Annotated in this window: 13 protein-coding genes; 4 read left to right on the top strand and 9 right to left on the bottom strand. The window is 62.0% G+C overall.

The window, feature by feature from the left end:
• Positions 1-77: 77 nt before the first annotated feature.
• The 3 genes from pstS to psbQ form a co-directional block, all read right to left on the bottom strand.
• Positions 78-1,085, bottom strand: a complete 1,008-nt coding sequence (pstS, locus tag CWE17_RS04175; protein ID WP_131455089.1) for a phosphate ABC transporter substrate-binding protein PstS — start codon at positions 1,083-1,085, stop codon at positions 78-80.
• Between the two features lie 98 nt (positions 1,086-1,183).
• A complete protein-coding gene (locus tag CWE17_RS04170) occupies positions 1,184-2,281 on the bottom strand; it encodes an NAD(P)/FAD-dependent oxidoreductase (protein ID WP_370318270.1) in 1,098 nt (365 codons plus the stop codon).
• Positions 2,282-2,298: 17 nt separating this feature from the next.
• Positions 2,299-2,757, bottom strand: coding sequence for a photosystem II protein PsbQ (psbQ, locus tag CWE17_RS04165; RefSeq protein ID WP_131455087.1), 459 nt, complete (start codon positions 2,755-2,757; stop codon positions 2,299-2,301).
• A 77-nt stretch (positions 2,758-2,834) separates the two neighbouring features.
• Here psbQ and purU point away from each other — a divergent pair, with 77 nt between their 5' ends.
• Positions 2,835-3,689, top strand: coding sequence for a formyltetrahydrofolate deformylase (purU, locus tag CWE17_RS04160; RefSeq protein WP_131455086.1), 855 nt, complete (start codon positions 2,835-2,837; stop codon positions 3,687-3,689).
• Positions 3,690-3,715: 26 nt separating this feature from the next.
• A complete protein-coding gene (locus CWE17_RS04155; RefSeq protein WP_240789237.1) occupies positions 3,716-4,987 on the top strand; it encodes an O-antigen ligase in 1,272 nt (423 codons plus the stop codon).
• On the opposite strand, the gene CWE17_RS04150 is transcribed toward CWE17_RS04155, so the two are convergent.
• The 3 genes from CWE17_RS04150 to acnB all read right to left on the bottom strand — a co-directional run bounded on the left by CWE17_RS04150 (position 4,935) and on the right by acnB (position 10,722).
• Positions 4,935-6,509: a radical SAM protein gene (locus CWE17_RS04150; RefSeq protein WP_131455237.1), complete on the bottom strand. Its 1,575-nt coding sequence runs from the start codon at positions 6,507-6,509 to the stop codon at positions 4,935-4,937. The genes CWE17_RS04155 and CWE17_RS04150 overlap by 53 nt on opposite strands.
• Before the next feature lie 81 nt (positions 6,510-6,590).
• Positions 6,591-8,084, bottom strand: coding sequence for a ClC family H(+)/Cl(-) exchange transporter (locus tag CWE17_RS04145; protein WP_131455085.1), 1,494 nt, complete (start codon positions 8,082-8,084; stop codon positions 6,591-6,593).
• 37 nt (positions 8,085-8,121) lie between these two features.
• Entirely contained in the window at positions 8,122-10,722 is a 2,601-nt protein-coding gene (gene acnB / locus CWE17_RS04140; RefSeq protein WP_131455084.1) for a bifunctional aconitate hydratase 2/2-methylisocitrate dehydratase, read from the bottom strand.
• A 112-nt stretch (positions 10,723-10,834) separates the two neighbouring features.
• Here acnB and CWE17_RS04135 point away from each other — a divergent pair, with 112 nt between their 5' ends.
• Together CWE17_RS04135 and CWE17_RS04130 are read left to right on the top strand one after the other, a co-directional pair.
• A complete protein-coding gene (locus CWE17_RS04135) occupies positions 10,835-11,908 on the top strand; it encodes a 3-deoxy-7-phosphoheptulonate synthase (protein ID WP_131455083.1) in 1,074 nt (357 codons plus the stop codon).
• 123 nt (positions 11,909-12,031) lie between these two features.
• Complete coding sequence (locus CWE17_RS04130; RefSeq protein ID WP_131455082.1) at positions 12,032-12,352, top strand: hypothetical protein; 321 nt, start codon at positions 12,032-12,034, stop codon at positions 12,350-12,352.
• Here CWE17_RS04130 and CWE17_RS04125 read toward each other — a convergent pair.
• The 3 genes from CWE17_RS04125 to ppk1 all read right to left on the bottom strand — a co-directional run bounded on the left by CWE17_RS04125 (position 12,349) and on the right by ppk1 (position 16,402).
• The gene (locus CWE17_RS04125) at positions 12,349-12,942 is read right to left on the bottom strand and encodes a diacylglycerol/polyprenol kinase family protein (RefSeq protein ID WP_131455236.1); all 594 of its coding nucleotides are present in this window, start codon (positions 12,940-12,942) and stop codon (positions 12,349-12,351) included. The genes CWE17_RS04130 and CWE17_RS04125 overlap by 4 nt on opposite strands.
• Positions 12,943-12,995: 53 nt before the next feature.
• On the bottom strand, positions 12,996-14,021 hold the full coding sequence (locus CWE17_RS04120) for an RpoD/SigA family RNA polymerase sigma factor (protein WP_131455081.1): 1,026 nt from the start codon (positions 14,019-14,021) through the stop codon (positions 12,996-12,998).
• Between the two features lie 215 nt (positions 14,022-14,236).
• Positions 14,237-16,402, bottom strand: coding sequence for a polyphosphate kinase 1 (gene ppk1, locus CWE17_RS04115; protein WP_131455080.1), 2,166 nt, complete (start codon positions 16,400-16,402; stop codon positions 14,237-14,239).
• Positions 16,403-16,427 lie beyond the last annotated feature (25 nt).

Below are 16,427 nucleotides of genomic sequence, written 5' to 3'. Positions count from 1 at the left end.
ATCTGCGCCATCAAGAAAGGGGGCCCTAAGGCCCCCTTTTTGCTGTCTGACGCATCAGACGGATCGGTTTCAGAGGATCACTGGCTGATCTCAGACACAGCAGCCTTGGCCTTCTCCACGACCCCTGCGGGCAGGCTCACATAACCGAGGGATGGGGCCTGGCTCTGGGCTGTGTCCGAGAGCATGAAGTCGAAGGTCTTCTTCAGGCGATCGGTCTTGTCGGCATTCCCGGTTTTGTAAGCCAGGATCCAAGTGAAGGTGACGATCGGGTAACCCTTGGGTGGATTGGGATTACCACCGATCAGATCGGGGCCGAGATCGATGGAATCGAGAGCCAGGCTTTCGGTCTCGTTGGTGGGCTTCACCAGCTCGCCAGAGGCATTGGTGAGAGCGGCAGCTTGCAGATTGCCCTTCACATAGGCCGATTCCACATAGCCGATGCCGCCCTGGATCTGGTTCAGCTGGGCTGCCACCCCTTCATTGCCTTTGGCCCCGACACCCGTGGGCCATTTGATCGATTTGTTTGCACCTGGGCCGTTCTTCCAGGCTTCACTAATGGCGGAGAGGTGCTTGGTGAAGTTGTAGGTGGTGCCGGATCCATCGGAACGGCGCACCACGGTGATGGCCTGATCGGCGCAACCGAGCTCCTTGAAGTTGCTGATCTTGCCCAGGAAGATGCCAGCCAACTGCTCTTGGCTCAGTTTCAGGTCGCAGCCCTTGAGGTTGTAAGCCACGGCAATGGCACCAGCGGTCATCGGGATTTGCAGCACACCCCGCTTCACCTGGGCAATCTCCTCCGCTTTCATTGGTTTGTCGGAAGCACCGAAGTCCACGGTGCCCGCGGTGAATTGCCGCACACCGGCGCCGGATCCGACCGACTGGTAGTTCACGTTCACGCCCTGGGGGGCCAGCTCCTGGAACCAACGGGTGTAGATGGCTGCTGGGAAGGAGGCACCGGCGCCGTTGAGGTTGCCTTTGACCTGATCACCTCCGCCACTGCCACCGAAGGAACAGGAGGCGAGGGCGAAGGTGGCAGTCACGCCAGCAGCGGCGGTCAGAGCGCGGCGCAAGGGTGTGGATTGCATGGACACCAAGGGCAAAGAGGCATGGAGCAACACTCCATAACCGGACCCTATGCAGACCTTTTCGGGTTGGCTTTTAAGAGCCTGTAAGGCTCTTGTCATCATCGGGTTGTGATCTGTTCGCAGACCCACTCCGCTGTTGCCGGAGCCAGCAGCACACCGTTTCGGTAGTGGCCACTGGCCAGGATCAGGCCTGGTTCGAGCACCTCCAGGAGTGGTGCAGGCCGATCGATCGGTCGGGCTCGAAGCCCTTGCCAGTGCTGGACGACGGTTGCCCGCTGCAACCAGGCGGGAGCCTGGCCTTGCAGGGAGAGCAGTTGATTCAGGGCTTGCGGATCGGCCTGGGTTCCTGGCTCCAGGGTTGCTCCCAGCCAAAGTCGTTGACGACCGTTCGCCGATGCACCCTGCCGCACCAGATTGATGCCCTGGCAGACCAGCACTGCCGGCCAGGGGGAGCAGGGTGCGCTTGCTTCCGCCAGCTCCAGGTCCAGCACTTGGCCTAGGACCGGTTCCATCGCACGCTGATGGCCCAGTTCTGCCAGTAACGGTTGGGCGGCCAGGGCACTGCAGACCACCACCTGCTCGGCTTCGAGCAACCCACTGCTTTGAAGCTCCAGAGTCCAGGGTTTCCCGATCAGCGCAGGCGATGGTTGAGCGCGGCGGATTCTCGTCACCGCTTCGCTGATCAGGGTCACATCGAGCCGAGTCAGCTGCTTCCGCAGGGCCTTCAGGAGCGCTAGGGGATCAATGCGTCCATCCTGGACGGAGTGGAGGGCTCCATGCTCTCCGCCAGGCCAGTCGGGATGATGCCGCTGCAGGTGCTCCTGGCTAAGGAAACGCAGCCCTGAACTCTGACGCTCCTTGGCAAGCGCTTGCATCCGCAAGCCTTCTTCTTCGGTGGCGGCCACTTGCACCAAAGGTGTCTGGAGCTGAAGTGGCTGCTCTTGGTCACCGAGCTCCTCTGCCCATTGCGGCCAGAGTTCCATGCTGCGTCGCCGCAGGCGCCAGGCGCGACCACTGGATCGCCTGAAGACCAGTCCCATCAGGATTCCCAGGGACGCGACGGTGCCGCTGTCGAGCGGACCTGAACGCTCTCCGGAGGGGGGTGGAGAGCTGAGGCTGGGATCGATCAGGGTGACGGAATGACCGGCCTTGGCGAGGCGCCAGGCGCAGCCGGCCCCAACGGCTCCGGCTCCGATGACAGTGACTGAGGCGCTCAGCTGAGGGCTTGGGCGGGGATCACCTTGGCGTAGTTGGAGAAGCCGGTGGCGACTTCCACATAGGCCTTCTGGAGCTTCACACCGTCCTGGAGTCGGGCTGCTTCGTCAAGGTTCGCCAGGGCGTCCTTAAGGGACGTAGCCAGCTCATTGGCTTCTGCCCGGTCGCCTGGCAGCAGACGCTGATTGATGTACAGCATTTCGCGGCCGACTTCCTGCATGGGCCCATGGATCAGGTTGCGGGTGAAGGTCCAGTCGCGCTTGTTCACGAGCGCTGCCAGTTCAGGCAGTCGCTCCTGGGCACTGGTGAATCCCTCTGCCTGACGGCGGATCACGGCCATCTCCTCGGGGCTGATGGTGGCGGGCTTGGCCTTCGCGCCGCCGCTGCAGGCCGCAAGGCCAAAGCAGAGGACGAGGCAGAGGCAGAACGCAGCGAGGCGACGCATGGCGCTCAGCATTGGGATTCCAGGGAAGACCCGAGGACTTTAACCGTGATCGCACAGGGTCAGAATCGATGCTTCCACGTTGGTGAGCCGTGTCATCCCCATCGGTGATTCTTCAGGTGATCTGTCCGGATCGACCGGCCCTGGTGAGCGAGTTGGCTGGATGGGTCGCGGCCAATGGCGGCAACATTCGCCACGCCGATCACCACACCGATGCCGGTGCAGGCCTCTTTCTCAGCCGGATTGAATGGGGGCTGGACGGTTTCGGGTTACCGCGCCAGGCGATTGCACCGGCGGCTGCGGCCCTGGCAGAACGCCTCGGTGGTGAGGCGCAGCTTCACTTTTCTGATGAGCATCCCCGGGTGGCGATCTTTGCCAGCAAGCAGAGTCACTGTCTCTTGGATCTGCTCTGGCGTGCCCGAAGCGGCGAGCTGCCGATGCAGGTGCCCCTGGTGATCGCCAACCATCCCGATCTTGAGCCCCTCTGCAAGGACTTCGGTGTGCCGTTCCTGTGTGTTCCTGTGGAGAAGGAGCGCAAAGCCGAGGCAGAACAGACGATCTTGTCGCTGCTTCAGGAGCATCGGATTGAACTAGCGGTGCTCGCTAAGTACATGCAGGTCCTCAGTGCAGACTTCCTTGCCGAGTTCCCCACCGTCATCAACATTCACCATTCCTTCCTGCCCGCGTTCAAGGGTGCTCAGCCCTACCACCGGGCCTGGGAGCGAGGTGTGAAGCTGATCGGCGCCACGGCTCACTACGTCACCGAAGATCTCGATGACGGCCCGATCATCGAGCAAACCATCGCGCATGTGAGCCATCGCGATGAGGTGGAGGATCTGATCCGCAAGGGTCGTGATACCGAACGCCTGGCTCTCGCCAGGGCGCTGCGACTGCATCTGCGTCGTCAGGTGATGGTCTATCGCGGCCGCACTGCGGTGTTCGCGTGAGTCCGGTCCGTGTTCTGGTGAGAGCCTTGGCCACTGAGCGGCCGCGGCAGGCAGCCCCCAGCGGCTGGCTGCTCTTTCAGTTGGGTGTTGTTCTGCTGCCTTCCTCTGCGCTGTTAGGGAGCCTGCTGCTCTTCCCAGCGCTGCTGATCGGCAGTCTGCGTCGGGAGCGCAACGGCTGGAGCGATCCCTGGACGCTGCCCCTGATCCTGGCCGCGGTGCTGATGGTCAGCGGATGTTTGCGCGCCTATTCAGGACCGCTGGCCTGGGCTGGACTTGCCAATTGGCTTCCTTTCTTCTGGGGGTTCTGGGGCTTTCAGCCCTATGTCTCCGATACCGGCGGACGCCGGCGTACCGCCCTTTGGCTGGTGGCGGGAACCGTGCCAGTGCTCGTGACCGGTCTGGGCCAGATCTGGTGGGGTTGGCAGGGTCCTTGGCAGTTGTTCAACGGCCTGATCATCTGGTTTGTGACCCCGGGGGGTGAACCGAGCGGACGTCTGTCCGGGTTGTTCGATTACGCCAATATCGCCGGGGCTTGGCTGGCTTTGGTCTGGCCCTTTGCGCTTGCAGCTTTTGTGCAGCCGGGGTTGAAACCAGAGCGGCGGGCCCTGGCCATCCTCCTCGCGACCGCCCAGGTGGCCGCTCTGCTGCTCACCGATTCCCGTAATGCCTGGGGAGCGTTGGTGCTGGCTGTTCCAATCGTGCTGGGAGCTCAGAGCTGGTTCTGGTTGCTACCGCTGTTGCTGCTGGCTCTGTTTCCACTGCTGCTGGCTGTGCTGCCAGGGGTGCCATCAGCGTTTCAGCAGCCGGCCCGGGCCCTTGTGCCTGAAGCGATCTGGTCTCGGCTCACCGATAGTCGCCATGCGGCGGAGCGGGCGCTGGCTTCCACCCGTCTCAGTCAATGGGGAGTTGCTTTGCAGCTGATCGGGGAACGTCCCTGGCTGGGCTGGGGGGCAGCTGCCTTCTCCGTTCTCTACCCCTTGCGGACCGGCAAGTGGCACGGCCATGCCCACAACCTTCCCCTGGAGCTCGCTCTGAGCCATGGCCTACCGGTGGCCATGCTCCTCATCGGTTTTGTTTTGGCTCTGTTGATCACCAGTCTTCGGAGGGGGCTGCGCACCCTCTTCGATCGGGCCTGGTGGGCGTCGGTCTTGATCCTGGTGGTGCTGCATGGCACCGATATGCCGTTCTTTGACAGTCGGCTCAACATCGCCGGCTGGATTCTGCTGGCCGGGTTGCGGATGATGCTTAGGCCAGATCCAGTGCCTGCCGCTGATGGGCCGCCAGGGTCGACGCGCTGAGGGGGGCGTCGAGATGGGTCCAGGGCAGAACCATCTGTTCATCCCAAACGTCATGAACCACCTGCTCCCAGGGCGGGGGAACGGGCAGGGTGACTCCAGCGCTGGTGGTTGATGGCAGCTCCCCTGCCCGTGCTGCCCGGTAGGCCTTCTTCCAACCCCCCAGGCTGTCCTGCGACCCGCGCACGGCGGCGATCACCGGAGCGAGCCGACGATCGCTGCGGGAGAGCAGGGCTTGAATCACGCTCCATCCGTAGCTTTCCGGTCGCAGCTCAATCCCCTTTGGCTTGAGCCGTTTCGCCAGAAGCTTGAGTCGTTTTTCAGCCTCCGGTCGCACGCCTTGCCACTGGAAAGGGGTGTGCGCCTTCGGGACGAAGGTGCTGACACCCAGGGTCAGGCGCAGCCCCGGAGTGGCTTTCTTGAGATCCAGCAGCAGAGAGGCGGTGTCTTCCACATCGCTCTCCTCTTCAGCTGGTAGCCCGACCATGCCATAGAGCTTGAGACCGCTCAGGCCTCCCTGCTTGGCATGCCGCGCTGCTGCTTCGATTTCGCTGGTGCTCAGTTTCTTATTCACGACTCCGCGCATCCGTTCACTGCCGCTTTCGATCGCGATCGTGAGCGACTTACTGCCACGACGGGCTAGCCCCTGGGCGAGATCCGGTGTCACCGTGGCGGCCCGCACTGAACTGACGCTGACGCGCAGATCCTCGAAGCGGTCTTGGCCAAGCCAATGCAGCAGTTCGCTGAACTGGGGGTGTTGGGTGACGGAGGCGCCGAGAAGTCCTAGGCGTCGGGTGGCGGTGAGTCCTTTCTCCACAGCTGGAATCAGGCCGTCATCCAAGGAGGGGGTGCGGAAGGGCAGGGTCAGGTAGCTGGCGAGGCAGAAGCGACACAGTTCCGGACAGCTACGTACCACCTCCACCATGTGAATGTCTGGCCAGGCCGCTTCCGGTGTAATCACCGTGGAGTGGCTGAGGCTGTTGCCCCGCCAGGTCTGTTTGGCGATTCGCTCGGGGCAGTCTGCTTCGATCGGCTCGATCGACCGCAGGCAGCCATCCGGGTCGTAGCGGGGTGCATAGAGCGCAGGCACGTAGATGCCTGGGATCCGGGCCAGGTGGCGCAGCTGTTGCGCCCGGGGTTGATCTCTCACGCTCTGGAGCGCATCGATGAAGGCTGGCAGTAGCTCCTCTCCATCACCAAGCAGCACCACATCAAAAAAAGGCGCCAGGGGCTCTGGGTTGGCGGTGAGCACCGGCCCACCGCCGAACACCAGCGGATCGTTGTCGCTGCGATCAGCACTCCAGATAGGAATCCGCTGCTGTTCGAGCAGATCGAGCAGCACCGGTCCGTCTAGCTCCCAGCTCAGGGAAAGACCAAAGAGGTCGCAGTGTCGGTGCGGTGGATCTCCCTGATCGGTGAACAGGCGGCGGACGTCCAGATCGGGGCGCATCGCCAGGGTGGCCCAGACGATCTGATAACCGAGGCTGGTGATGCCCACCGTGTAGGTGCTCGGAAAGGCCAGCACCGTCCGCAGGGCGCCTGGTTCCGGCACTGCCGGATCAAACAGCAGGGTTTCCTGGTTCAGGAGGGCGTCCGGGATACCCCATCATCCTGCAGGGTCATCTGAAGGTTGAATCGCAGGCTGCGGTGGTGGGGGAGGCTGAAAGGCCCGGCGTCGGACCGACCCATCCCAGGCGTGGTGGATGCCGCCTCGGCGCTCTCGTTTAGCGGCCAGGTGGTCCTCCACCTGCAGTTCCATTCCCAGTTGGCGTTCGTAGATCGAGCGGTGATCAAAGAGCCGCGCGATCAGAAAGCTGGCCAGGCAGGCCACCAGAATTGGCTTGAGGATCAGAAGATCTTTGGTGAGCGCGAAGGCCAGAAACATCGCTGTGATCGGCGTGCGCGAGCAGCTGGCCACGAAGGCGCCCATGCCGGCAAAGACGTAAGTGCTGGGCACATGCCCAGTGAGCGCTTCCACCCAGATACCGCAGGCCAGGCCAATGGACCCTCCCAGGGTGAGCATGGGAAAGAACAGGCCGCCAGGAGCTCCAGAGGCGGCTGCCAGCCCTGTGCTGAAGAACAACACGGTGAAGGTCCCAAGCGCCATCGGGATGTCGGCGCTGCCATCGGCGATCAGATGCTGGAGGCCCTCCAGGTTGTGAAAGGGTTCAGGCAGAAAGGCATACACGCTTCCGAGCACTCCGCCACTGATCACCATGCGCAGCACAAGCCGGTCTCCAAACCAGGCGTTGCCTTTGCGTTGCATGGCGAGCACATAGCGGCAATACAGCTCTGCGAGCACTCCGACGACCACCCCCAGCGCGATCAGATAACCAAGATCGATCGGTAGAAAATTCACCAGAGGCGTGTACTCCCGTTCGAGTTGAAAGCCTTCGGTGGCGTCAAGCCCTCCGCTGCTGGGACTGAGTCCGGCCAGGCCAAGGACGTCGGCCCAGGCATCGGCCCAGAAGGTGGTCACGATCACCAGCAGCAGCACCACCGGGCGGGCGGAATGCAGCAGTTCCTCCACTGCGTAGACAAAGCCGCCGATCGGGGCGCTAAACACCGCTGCGATACCGGCCCCACCGCCGGCGGCCACGATCACGCGTCGGAAGGCCACCGGGGCCTTGAGCCATCGGGCCATTTGCCAGGCGACCGATCCCCCCATTTGCACGGAGGGGCCTTCGGGGCCAAGGGGAAAACCGCTGCCGATCGCCACGATGCCTGCGATCAGCTTCACTAATCCCACCTGCAGGCCCATCGGTACGGCCCGATGTTTGAGGAAGCCCATGATGTGGGTGATGCCGGATCCGCCGGCGGCCGGCGCCAGATTGGCAACCATCAGGCCTGAGATCAGGCCGCCGACGGCGCCGAGGCCTGGGAGGACCGCCCAGGCGGGCAGGTCGGCCAGAAGCTCCAGTCGCCAGCTGCCCAGAAGCTTGATACCCGCCTTGAACAGCACCCCGGTCAGAGCGGCCCCGAGCCCGGTGAGCATCAAGGCCAGAACCACGACCCACCAGCGCCGCTCCAGTAATCGGCGGATGCTGCGACTGGAACCCAGCTGGTGCCGCCGTTGCTTCGGTTCGCTCAGAACAACCATGCGGTGCGTTCTACCAAGGCGGGTGCCAGCAGGGGGATCAAGCCCCCGCTAGCACCTTCGCTTCGTCGTCGGCACTCACGACACGCCCTTCGTCTTCGAAGCCAGAGATCTGGTCAAAGTTCAGGTAGCGGTAAAGCTCAGTGGAGAGAGGATCGATCTTTTCGGCGGCGATGTTGCGGTATTCATCTGCGGTTGGGATGCGGCCCAGTTGGGCGCAGACCGCGGCCAGTTCGGCGCTGCCTAGATACACCTGGGCGCCTTTGCCCAGTCGATTGTTGAAGTTGCGGGTGCTGGTGGAGAACACCGTGGTGTTGTCGTCCACACGGGCCTGGTTGCCCATGCAGAGTGAACAACCGGGCATTTCCATGCGGCTGCCGGCTGCCTCGAAGGTGGCGTAATAGCCCTCTTGTTTCAGCATGTCCTCATCCATACGGGTGGGCGGACATACCCAGAGGCGCGCCTTGTTTTGACCGGCTCCCTCCAGCACCTTGGCCGCGGCGCGGTAGTGGCCGATGTTGGTCATGCAGGATCCGATGAACACCTCCTGCACGGCATCGCCGGCCACCTCGCTGAGCAGCTTCACGTTGTCGGGATCGTTGGGGCAGGCGACCACGGGTTCGGTGAGCTCATCAAGGTTGATCTCGAGCACCTCGGCATACTCGGCATCGCTGTCGGCGCTCAGCAGCTGGGGATCGGCCAACCAGGCTTCCATCGCCTTGATGCGACGGGCCAGGGTTCGGGCGTCGCTGTAGCCCCGGGCGATCATGTTTTTAAGCAGCGCCACGTTGCTGCGGAGGTATTCGCTGACCGTTGCCTCCGAGAGCTTGATCGTGCAGCCGGCACAGGAGCGCTCCGCCGAGGCATCGGTGAGTTCGAAGGCCTGCTCAAGCTTCAGATCGGGCAGACCCTCGATTTCCATGATCCGGCCGTTGAACAGGTTTTTCTTGTTGGCTTTCTCCACGGTGAGCAGGCCCTTCTGGATTGCCACCCAGGGGATTGCGTTCACGACATCGCGCAGGGTCACCCCCGGCTGAAGGGAGCCACTGAAGCGCACCAGCACGGATTCGGGCATGTCGAGCGGCATGGCGCCGATGGCCGCGGCGAAGGCCACTAGACCGGAACCGGCCGGGAAAGAGATTCCTAGAGGGAAGCGGGTGTGGCTGTCACCGCCGGTGCCGACGGTGTCGGGCAGAAGCATCCGGTTGAGCCAGCTGTGGATGATGCCGTCGCCGGGGCGCAGGGCAACGCCGCCCCGCTGGGCAAAGAAGTCGGGCAGCTCCTTTTGGGTCTGGAGATCCACCGGTTTGGGATAGGCGGCGGTATGGCAGAAGCTCTGCATCACCAGATCAGCGGAGAAGCCCAGGCAGGCCAGCTCCTTCATTTCGTCGCGAGTCATCGGACCCGTTGTGTCCTGACTGCCCACGGTGGTCATCAGTGGCTCGCAGCTGGTGCCTGGGCGCACGCCCTGCAGGCCGCAGGCCTTGCCCACCATCTTCTGGGCCAGGGTGAAGCCTTTGCCGGAGTCCACCGGTGCCGATGGACGGATGAACAGGTCGGACGGGGGCAGACCGAGCTGGTTGCGCACCTTGTCGGTGAGCGCGCGACCAATCATCAGGGGGATACGCCCACCGGCGCGCACCTCATCAGTGATCGTGCTCGGCTTGAGTTCGAAGCGGGCGATGATCTCACCGGCATTGGCTTCCCCGGCCGCCCGCTCGATCGTGCCTGCATGGGGTCGGATCGTGATCACATCGCCGGTGTTGAGGGCGGTGACGTCGCATTCGATCGGCAGAGCACCCGAGTCTTCGGCTGTGTTGAAAAAGATCGGGGCGATCTTTCCGCCCAGGATCACCCCACCGGCGCGCTTGTTTGGCACATGGGGGATGTCGTTGCCGGTGTGCCAGAGCACGGAGTTGATGGCGCTCTTGCGGGAGCTGCCGGTGCCGACCACATCGCCCACGTAACTCACCGGGTGTCCCTTGGCCTTGAGCGTCTCGATCGTGCTCAGGCCTTCCGGATCCCTGGTTTCCAGCATCGCCAGGGCGTGCAGCGGGATGTCTGGTCGAGTGGTGGCGTGGGTCGCTGGAGAGAGGTCGTCGGTGTTGGTTTCGCCTTCCACCTTGAACACCGTGACAGTGATCTCCTCTGCCAGGGGGGGTCGGCAGGTGAACCAGTCGGCGGCGGCCCAGCTGTCAACGACTTGCTTGGCAAAGCGGTTGGAGCCAGCAAGCTCCATCACTTCGTTGTAAGCGTCGTAGACGAGCAGGGTGCGGCTCAGGCCCTCAGCGGCACAGGCGGCCAGGCTGCTGTCGCTGTGCTGCAGCAGCTCGATCAGGGCTGCCACGTTGTAGCCACCGACCATCGTTCCCAGCAGGCGAACGGCTTCAAGGGGTGTCACCAGCGGACTGCTGGCTGAGCCCTGGGCCACCGCGCTGAGCCAGGAGGCTTTGACGTAGGCGGCCTCATCCACGCCGGGTGGGATGCGCTCACTGAGCAGGTGCAGCAGCTCCTTCTCCTCTCCTGCGGGGGGTGCCTCGAGTAGGCCGGTGAGAGCCTGGGTTTGCTCCGCTGTTAGGGGCAGGGCAGGGATCCCCTGGGCGGTGCGTTCGGCGGCGGCGGCTCGGTAGGCACTCAGCATGGCGATGGCTCAGGCAGCGGTCTTGGCATCCATTCTTCTTGTTGGGGTGAACGGACCTGGTGTCGGATGCTGCCGGGATTGTCCGTAATCTGGGTTTTTCTCGGCGCGGGGTATGAGCACCACCACCTCCGATTTGCATGTGGTGGAGACCCGCCCCCTTGTGGCTCCCTCTCTGCTTCACGCTGATTTGCCCACCGATGCGGCGGCGACCCAGACGGTTGCAGCGGCCCGTGGACGTATCCAGGCAATCCTGCGGGGCGAGGACCAGCGGCTGCTGGTGATCGTGGGCCCTTGTTCGGTTCACGATGTTGACGCGGCCCGGGAGTATGCCCGCCGTCTTGCGCCTCTGCGGGAGCGTCATGCCGACCAGTTGGAGGTGGTGATGCGGGTGTATTTCGAGAAGCCGCGCACCACCGTTGGCTGGAAGGGGTTGATCAATGACCCGCACCTCGATGGCTCCTACGACATCAACACAGGCTTGCGGATGGCACGCTCGCTGCTGCTGGATCTGTCCCGCGACGGTATGCCGGCAGCCACGGAACTGCTGGACCCTGTGGTCCCCCAGTACATCGCTGATCTGATCAGTTGGACGGCGATTGGCGCACGCACGACGGAAAGTCAGACCCACCGGGAGATGGCTTCAGGCCTTTCGATGCCAGTCGGTTACAAGAACAGCACCGATGGCAGTGCCACGATTGCAATCCATGCGATTCAGGCCGCCTCGAGGCCCCACCATTTCCTCGGGATCAACGGTCAGGGTCATGCCTCGATCGTGAGTACCACCGGAAATCCTGACGGTCATCTCGTGCTGCGTGGGGGCAGCCGGGGCACGAACTACCACCTGGAGGCTGTGCAGGAGGCGTCTGCGGCTCTGGTGCAGGCCGGACTCCCCGCCCGCTTGATGGTGGATTGCAGTCATGGCAATTCCAACAAGGATTTCCGTCGTCAGGGAGAGGTGCTCTCAGCAGTTGCTGATCAGGTGCGACAGGGTTCAGGCCAGTTGATGGGCGTGATGCTGGAAAGCCATCTCGTGGAGGGCAGCCAGAAGCTCAATGCCGACCGTTCGGCCATGACTTACGGGCAGAGCGTCACAGATGCCTGCATCAGCATCGACACCACAGAGCAACTTCTTGATGGTTTGGCAGCAGCGGTGGCCGCAGGTCGCCCTTTGGCACTCTCCTCGTGAGAGTGCCAAGATTGTTGATCATTAATTCGTTGATGTACGCCAGTTAAATAATTCGTTCAGGCTGAACTTCGCATCGTTGCGTATTGCCTAGGTTGAGGAAACCTCTTAGGGAAGCTGAGGCCTATGGTGTTTCTTCACTTCTTTGGTTTCGGGGATTCACTGCGTCTGTTTGAGCTCGAGCAGGAAACTGGGTTGTTACTCAAGGGCTTTCGCCCGATCCAGTTGGACGCTTTGTTGCAGTGGACGCAGTGGATGGCTGTTCAACAGCACTGGGATGCTGACCGGCTCCAAGGCCATGTGATGGCGTTGTGGATGGAGAAAGCAGAGCAAATCACGAGCTGGCAGGCGGGATTGCAACGGCTTCCTAGGGAACAGCTGCTCGTGGTGGGTCTTGGAAGCCACGGGGACTGGCAGCGTCACTGGGAGAGGCTGTTGCGGGTTTAGGGATTCAGGCTCCACCAGCAGATGGCCACAGTCACTGGTACAGAAAAGTTGTCGATGCCCCACCAGCTGAGTTGTTCAAGCACTGTGGCCAGCCCCGCGATGATCAACAAACTGGTTAGCGGTGGAGACGGCGAGGTCAGTGCTGCCAGCACGATCAGCACCAACAGGCTGACCAGGGCCATCGTGAGGGTTCCGAGTATCGACTTGCGCTGACCCCACAGACGCCAACTGGCGGAGGGAATGCCGCGACCGATTAATCCGGCAAGACCATCGGCGCAAGCCATCACCAGCACACCGGCGCAGACGGCATCGGCATGGTCAGGCCAGAACGCAATGAGCAGCACGCTGATGGAAAGGCCATAGGCGACGGTGCCGTAGCTGTGGCGCTCGATGTCCTCGACGGCCGGCAGCAGTCGCCAGCGGTGATTGATCAAGGCCACCAGGGTGGCCAGCAGTGCGATGGGAATCGCGACGGCCGCCGTAATCCCGAGCCACCAGGCCAGAGGGACGACTGGACCGGTGCCGATGTGCACGATCTTCCGGCTCAGCTCTCGACGCTCCGGCCAGAGCCTGCGGGCGACCACTGCCATGCCGAGCACGCAGGCCAGCCAGGCGGCGATCACCAGCAGGGGCAGGGGTGTAATCAGGCCGCCTGCTGGTGGTTGGTCATGAGCCGCAGCTTGAGAATGGCCTTGGCCTCCAGTTGGCGCACCCGTTCACGGGACACGCTGATCTGACGACCAATCTCTGCAAGGGTCAGGGGCTCTTGGCCATCAAGGCCAAAGCGAAGGCGGAGAATCTTCTGCTCCCGCTCATTCAGCTGGGAGAGCCAGCCGCCCAGATGCTCCTTCTGGATGCTGCGGTCCATTCCCTCCATCGGCTCGCTGCCATTGGGATCGGGAATCAGTTCACCGAGGGTGCTGCGATCTTCTTCGCCGCGGGCGTGAGCGTCGAGAGAGGCGCAGGGGGCGCTTTGGGCGATCAGGTCTTCCAGATCCTGTGGTTCGATCCCCATGGCATGGGCCAGCTCTAGGCGATTGGGCTGGCGACCGAAACGATGGGAGAGCTCACGGGAGATGCGCCGCATCTTCGAGAGCTTCTCGCTGATGTGGATGGGCAGGCGAATGGTGCGGGCGCTGTTGTCGATGGCCCGGGTCATCCCTTGACGGATCCACCAGTAGGCATAGGTGGAAAATTTGTAACCCATGGCGGGATCGAACTTGTCGACAGCCCGCTCTAAGCCGATCGCCCCTTCCTGAACCAGGTCCAGCAGTTCCAGGCCCTGATTTTGGTATTTCTTGGCGACGCTCACCACGAGGCGCAGGTTGGCCGCCATCATGCGATCCCGGGCGCGTTTGCCCATGCGGATCTGATGCTTCTGGCGTGGGCTGCGCTCTTGCTCAGGCAGCTCGAGCAGCTGCTTCATGGACTGCACGTGGTGTGCAAGCTCGATTTCTTCGGCGGCCGTGAGCAGAGGAATCCTGCCGATGCTGCTCAGGTAATAGCCAATGGAATCAGTGGACAGTCGTCCGCCCTGGCGGGACTGACGTGATCCTTGGGCTGGTTTGGATGCACGATCAGCATTGCGAACACGCGATGTGTTCGGCAATACAGGTTCTGACGAAGAAGCGCGATGTGCTCCTTCGGCAGATTCCAGAGGGATCCCCATCACCCTGGCCTCCTGAGATTAGATTTGCGCGCAATTTAGCACTATGAGCTGAGGGTGCGTTGTATGAATTGGAAGCTTTTCAGGACATTCGAACGAGTTTGATACTTGGCCGTCTCACTTCTGTTGGCGATGCAGATATTGAATTCAAGCGACCTCTGTTCCCTGTAGGAAACTGATTATTTTGTCAGCCAATGTTGTAGCAGTCGTAACGAAGATCAAGAATCGTTTGCATTGGCTTCTTTGAGCGCTGTTTCGGAGGGAACTCCCTGCCGCCAACGATCGATCAGTTGCAGCTGGGAGTTGCAGCTTTCAGTGTCGGCGAAGCGGCGCTGGAAACTGCCATCGCTCTGCATGTCCCAGGCACCCTGGTTGTCCGCCAGGTAGAGAGCGAGCAGGCGCTCCAGTTGCTCGCGCAGGGCTGGCTCCTCGACAGGGGTCACCGCCTCCACCCTGCGGTCGAGGTTGCGGGGCATCCAATCCGCACTGCCGATGAATACCTCGGGCTCACCGCCATTGGCGAACCAGAAAATCCGGGAGTGCTCGAGGAAGCGGCCCAGGATGCTCACCACACTGATTGTTTCACTGAGACCTTCTCGTCCAGGAAGTAGGCAGCACATGCCGCGAATGATGAGTTCAATGCGCACCCCTGCTTGGGAGGCTTCATAGAGAAGTGCGACGAACTCCGGATCCACAAGTGAATTCATCTTGGCCCGAATGTGACCGGTGCGACCCTCGCGGGCGTGATCGATCTCCCGGCGAATCAGTTGTTCCATCCCCTTGCGCAGGGACACTGGGGCTACGAGCAGGCGACGGAAACTTTGCTGTTTCGAGAAGCCCGTCAGATAGTTGAATAGTTCCACCAGATCCTGGCCCAGTTCCGGACGGGCAGAGAGAAGCCCCACATCGGTGTAAAGCTTCGAGGTCTTGGAGTTGTAGTTGCCAGTACCGATGTGCACGTAGCTGCGCAGGCGCTCCTTCTCCTTGCGCACGACCAGCACGATCTTGGTGTGGGTTTTGAGGCCGATCACCCCGTACACCACATGGACGCCGCATCGCTCCAGGTGTTTGGCCCACTGGATGTTGTTGTCTTCATCGAAGCGGGCCTTCAGCTCCACCAAAGCCATCACCTGCTTTCCGTTTTCGGCTGCACGGATGAGGGCGGCGATGATCGGTGAATCCTTGGAGGTGCGATAGAGGGTCATCTTGATCCCCATCACCAGTGGATCATCAGCGGCCTGATTGATGAATTCCTCCACGGAGGTGGAGAACAGGTCGTAGGGGTGGTGCAGCAGCACATCACGCCGACGGATCACCGAGAAGATGCTTTCAAATTCCTCTTCCTTGATCGAGCCGTCCTCGAGCATGCTGCGCTGGGCCCGGGACAGAATCGCTGGGGTCTGGCCGCTGTGGCCCTGATCTTTGAGTTGAGGCAGGGGGATTGCCAGCAGACCAAAGAGGTCATCGAGGCCCAGGGGACCACCGATTCGATACAGGTCTTCCTCTTCTACAGACATGCCTTCCATCAGCATGTCGATTACGTCCTGGGGCATTTCATCGGCCACCTCGAGGCGTACCACCTCTCCACCCATGCGTCGTTTGCGCAAGCCCTGCTCGATCGCGATCATGAGATCGTCGGCCTCGAGATCACGCAGTTCCAAGTCGGCGTCTCGAGTGACGCGGAAGAAATAATGACCTTCGATCTTCATGCCAGGGAAGAGAAGGCTGAGGTTGAAGGCCACCACCTGCTCTAAGGGCACGGCGGTGTGGAGGGGCTCACGCTCCAAATCGCTGAGATCGGTAGGGATCGCAACGAACCGGGGCAGGATCTTTTGGGGCACCTTCACCCTGGCCAGTTGGCGTTGGCCTGACTGGGGATCGAGGATCAGGGCGGCGACGTTGAGGCTCAGGTTGCTGACGAAGGGGAAGGGATGGGCCGGATCCACGGCCAGCGGCGTGAGCACCGGAAAGATTGCTGTCTGGAAGAAGTTGTCGATCCAGAGGCGCTGTTTCTTGTTCAGCTGCTCGTAATCGAGCAGGTGGGCGCCATGCTCGCGCAGCTGTGATTTCAGTCGACTGCGGTAATGCTTTTGTTGCTGCTCTAAGACCGGCGTCAGCCGTTCGCGGATCTTATGCAGCTGCTCAAGGGGAGTCAGTCCATCCTCACTGCGTTTGCTGATACCAGCCTCCACCTGACTCTTCAGGGAGGCGACTCGCACCATGAAGAATTCGTCGAGGTTGTTGCTGAAAATCGCGCTGAATTTTGCCTGCTCCAGAAGGGGTGTTCGTTCATCGAGGGCGAGTTCCAGCACTCGTTCGTTGAAGGCGATCCAGCTCAGTTCCCGGTTGATGTAGTGCTCCGGGGCCAGGTGATGAGCGGACATGGGTGGGCCTGGAGAGGCGGCTGCT

It is taken from the genome of Synechococcus sp. BS56D (assembly GCF_004332405.1).
Taxonomy (GTDB): Bacteria; Cyanobacteriota; Cyanobacteriia; order PCC-6307; family Cyanobiaceae; genus Synechococcus_C.
Note: the sequence above shows the minus strand (reverse complement) of the source record. Positions and strands in the feature narration are given on the sequence as shown.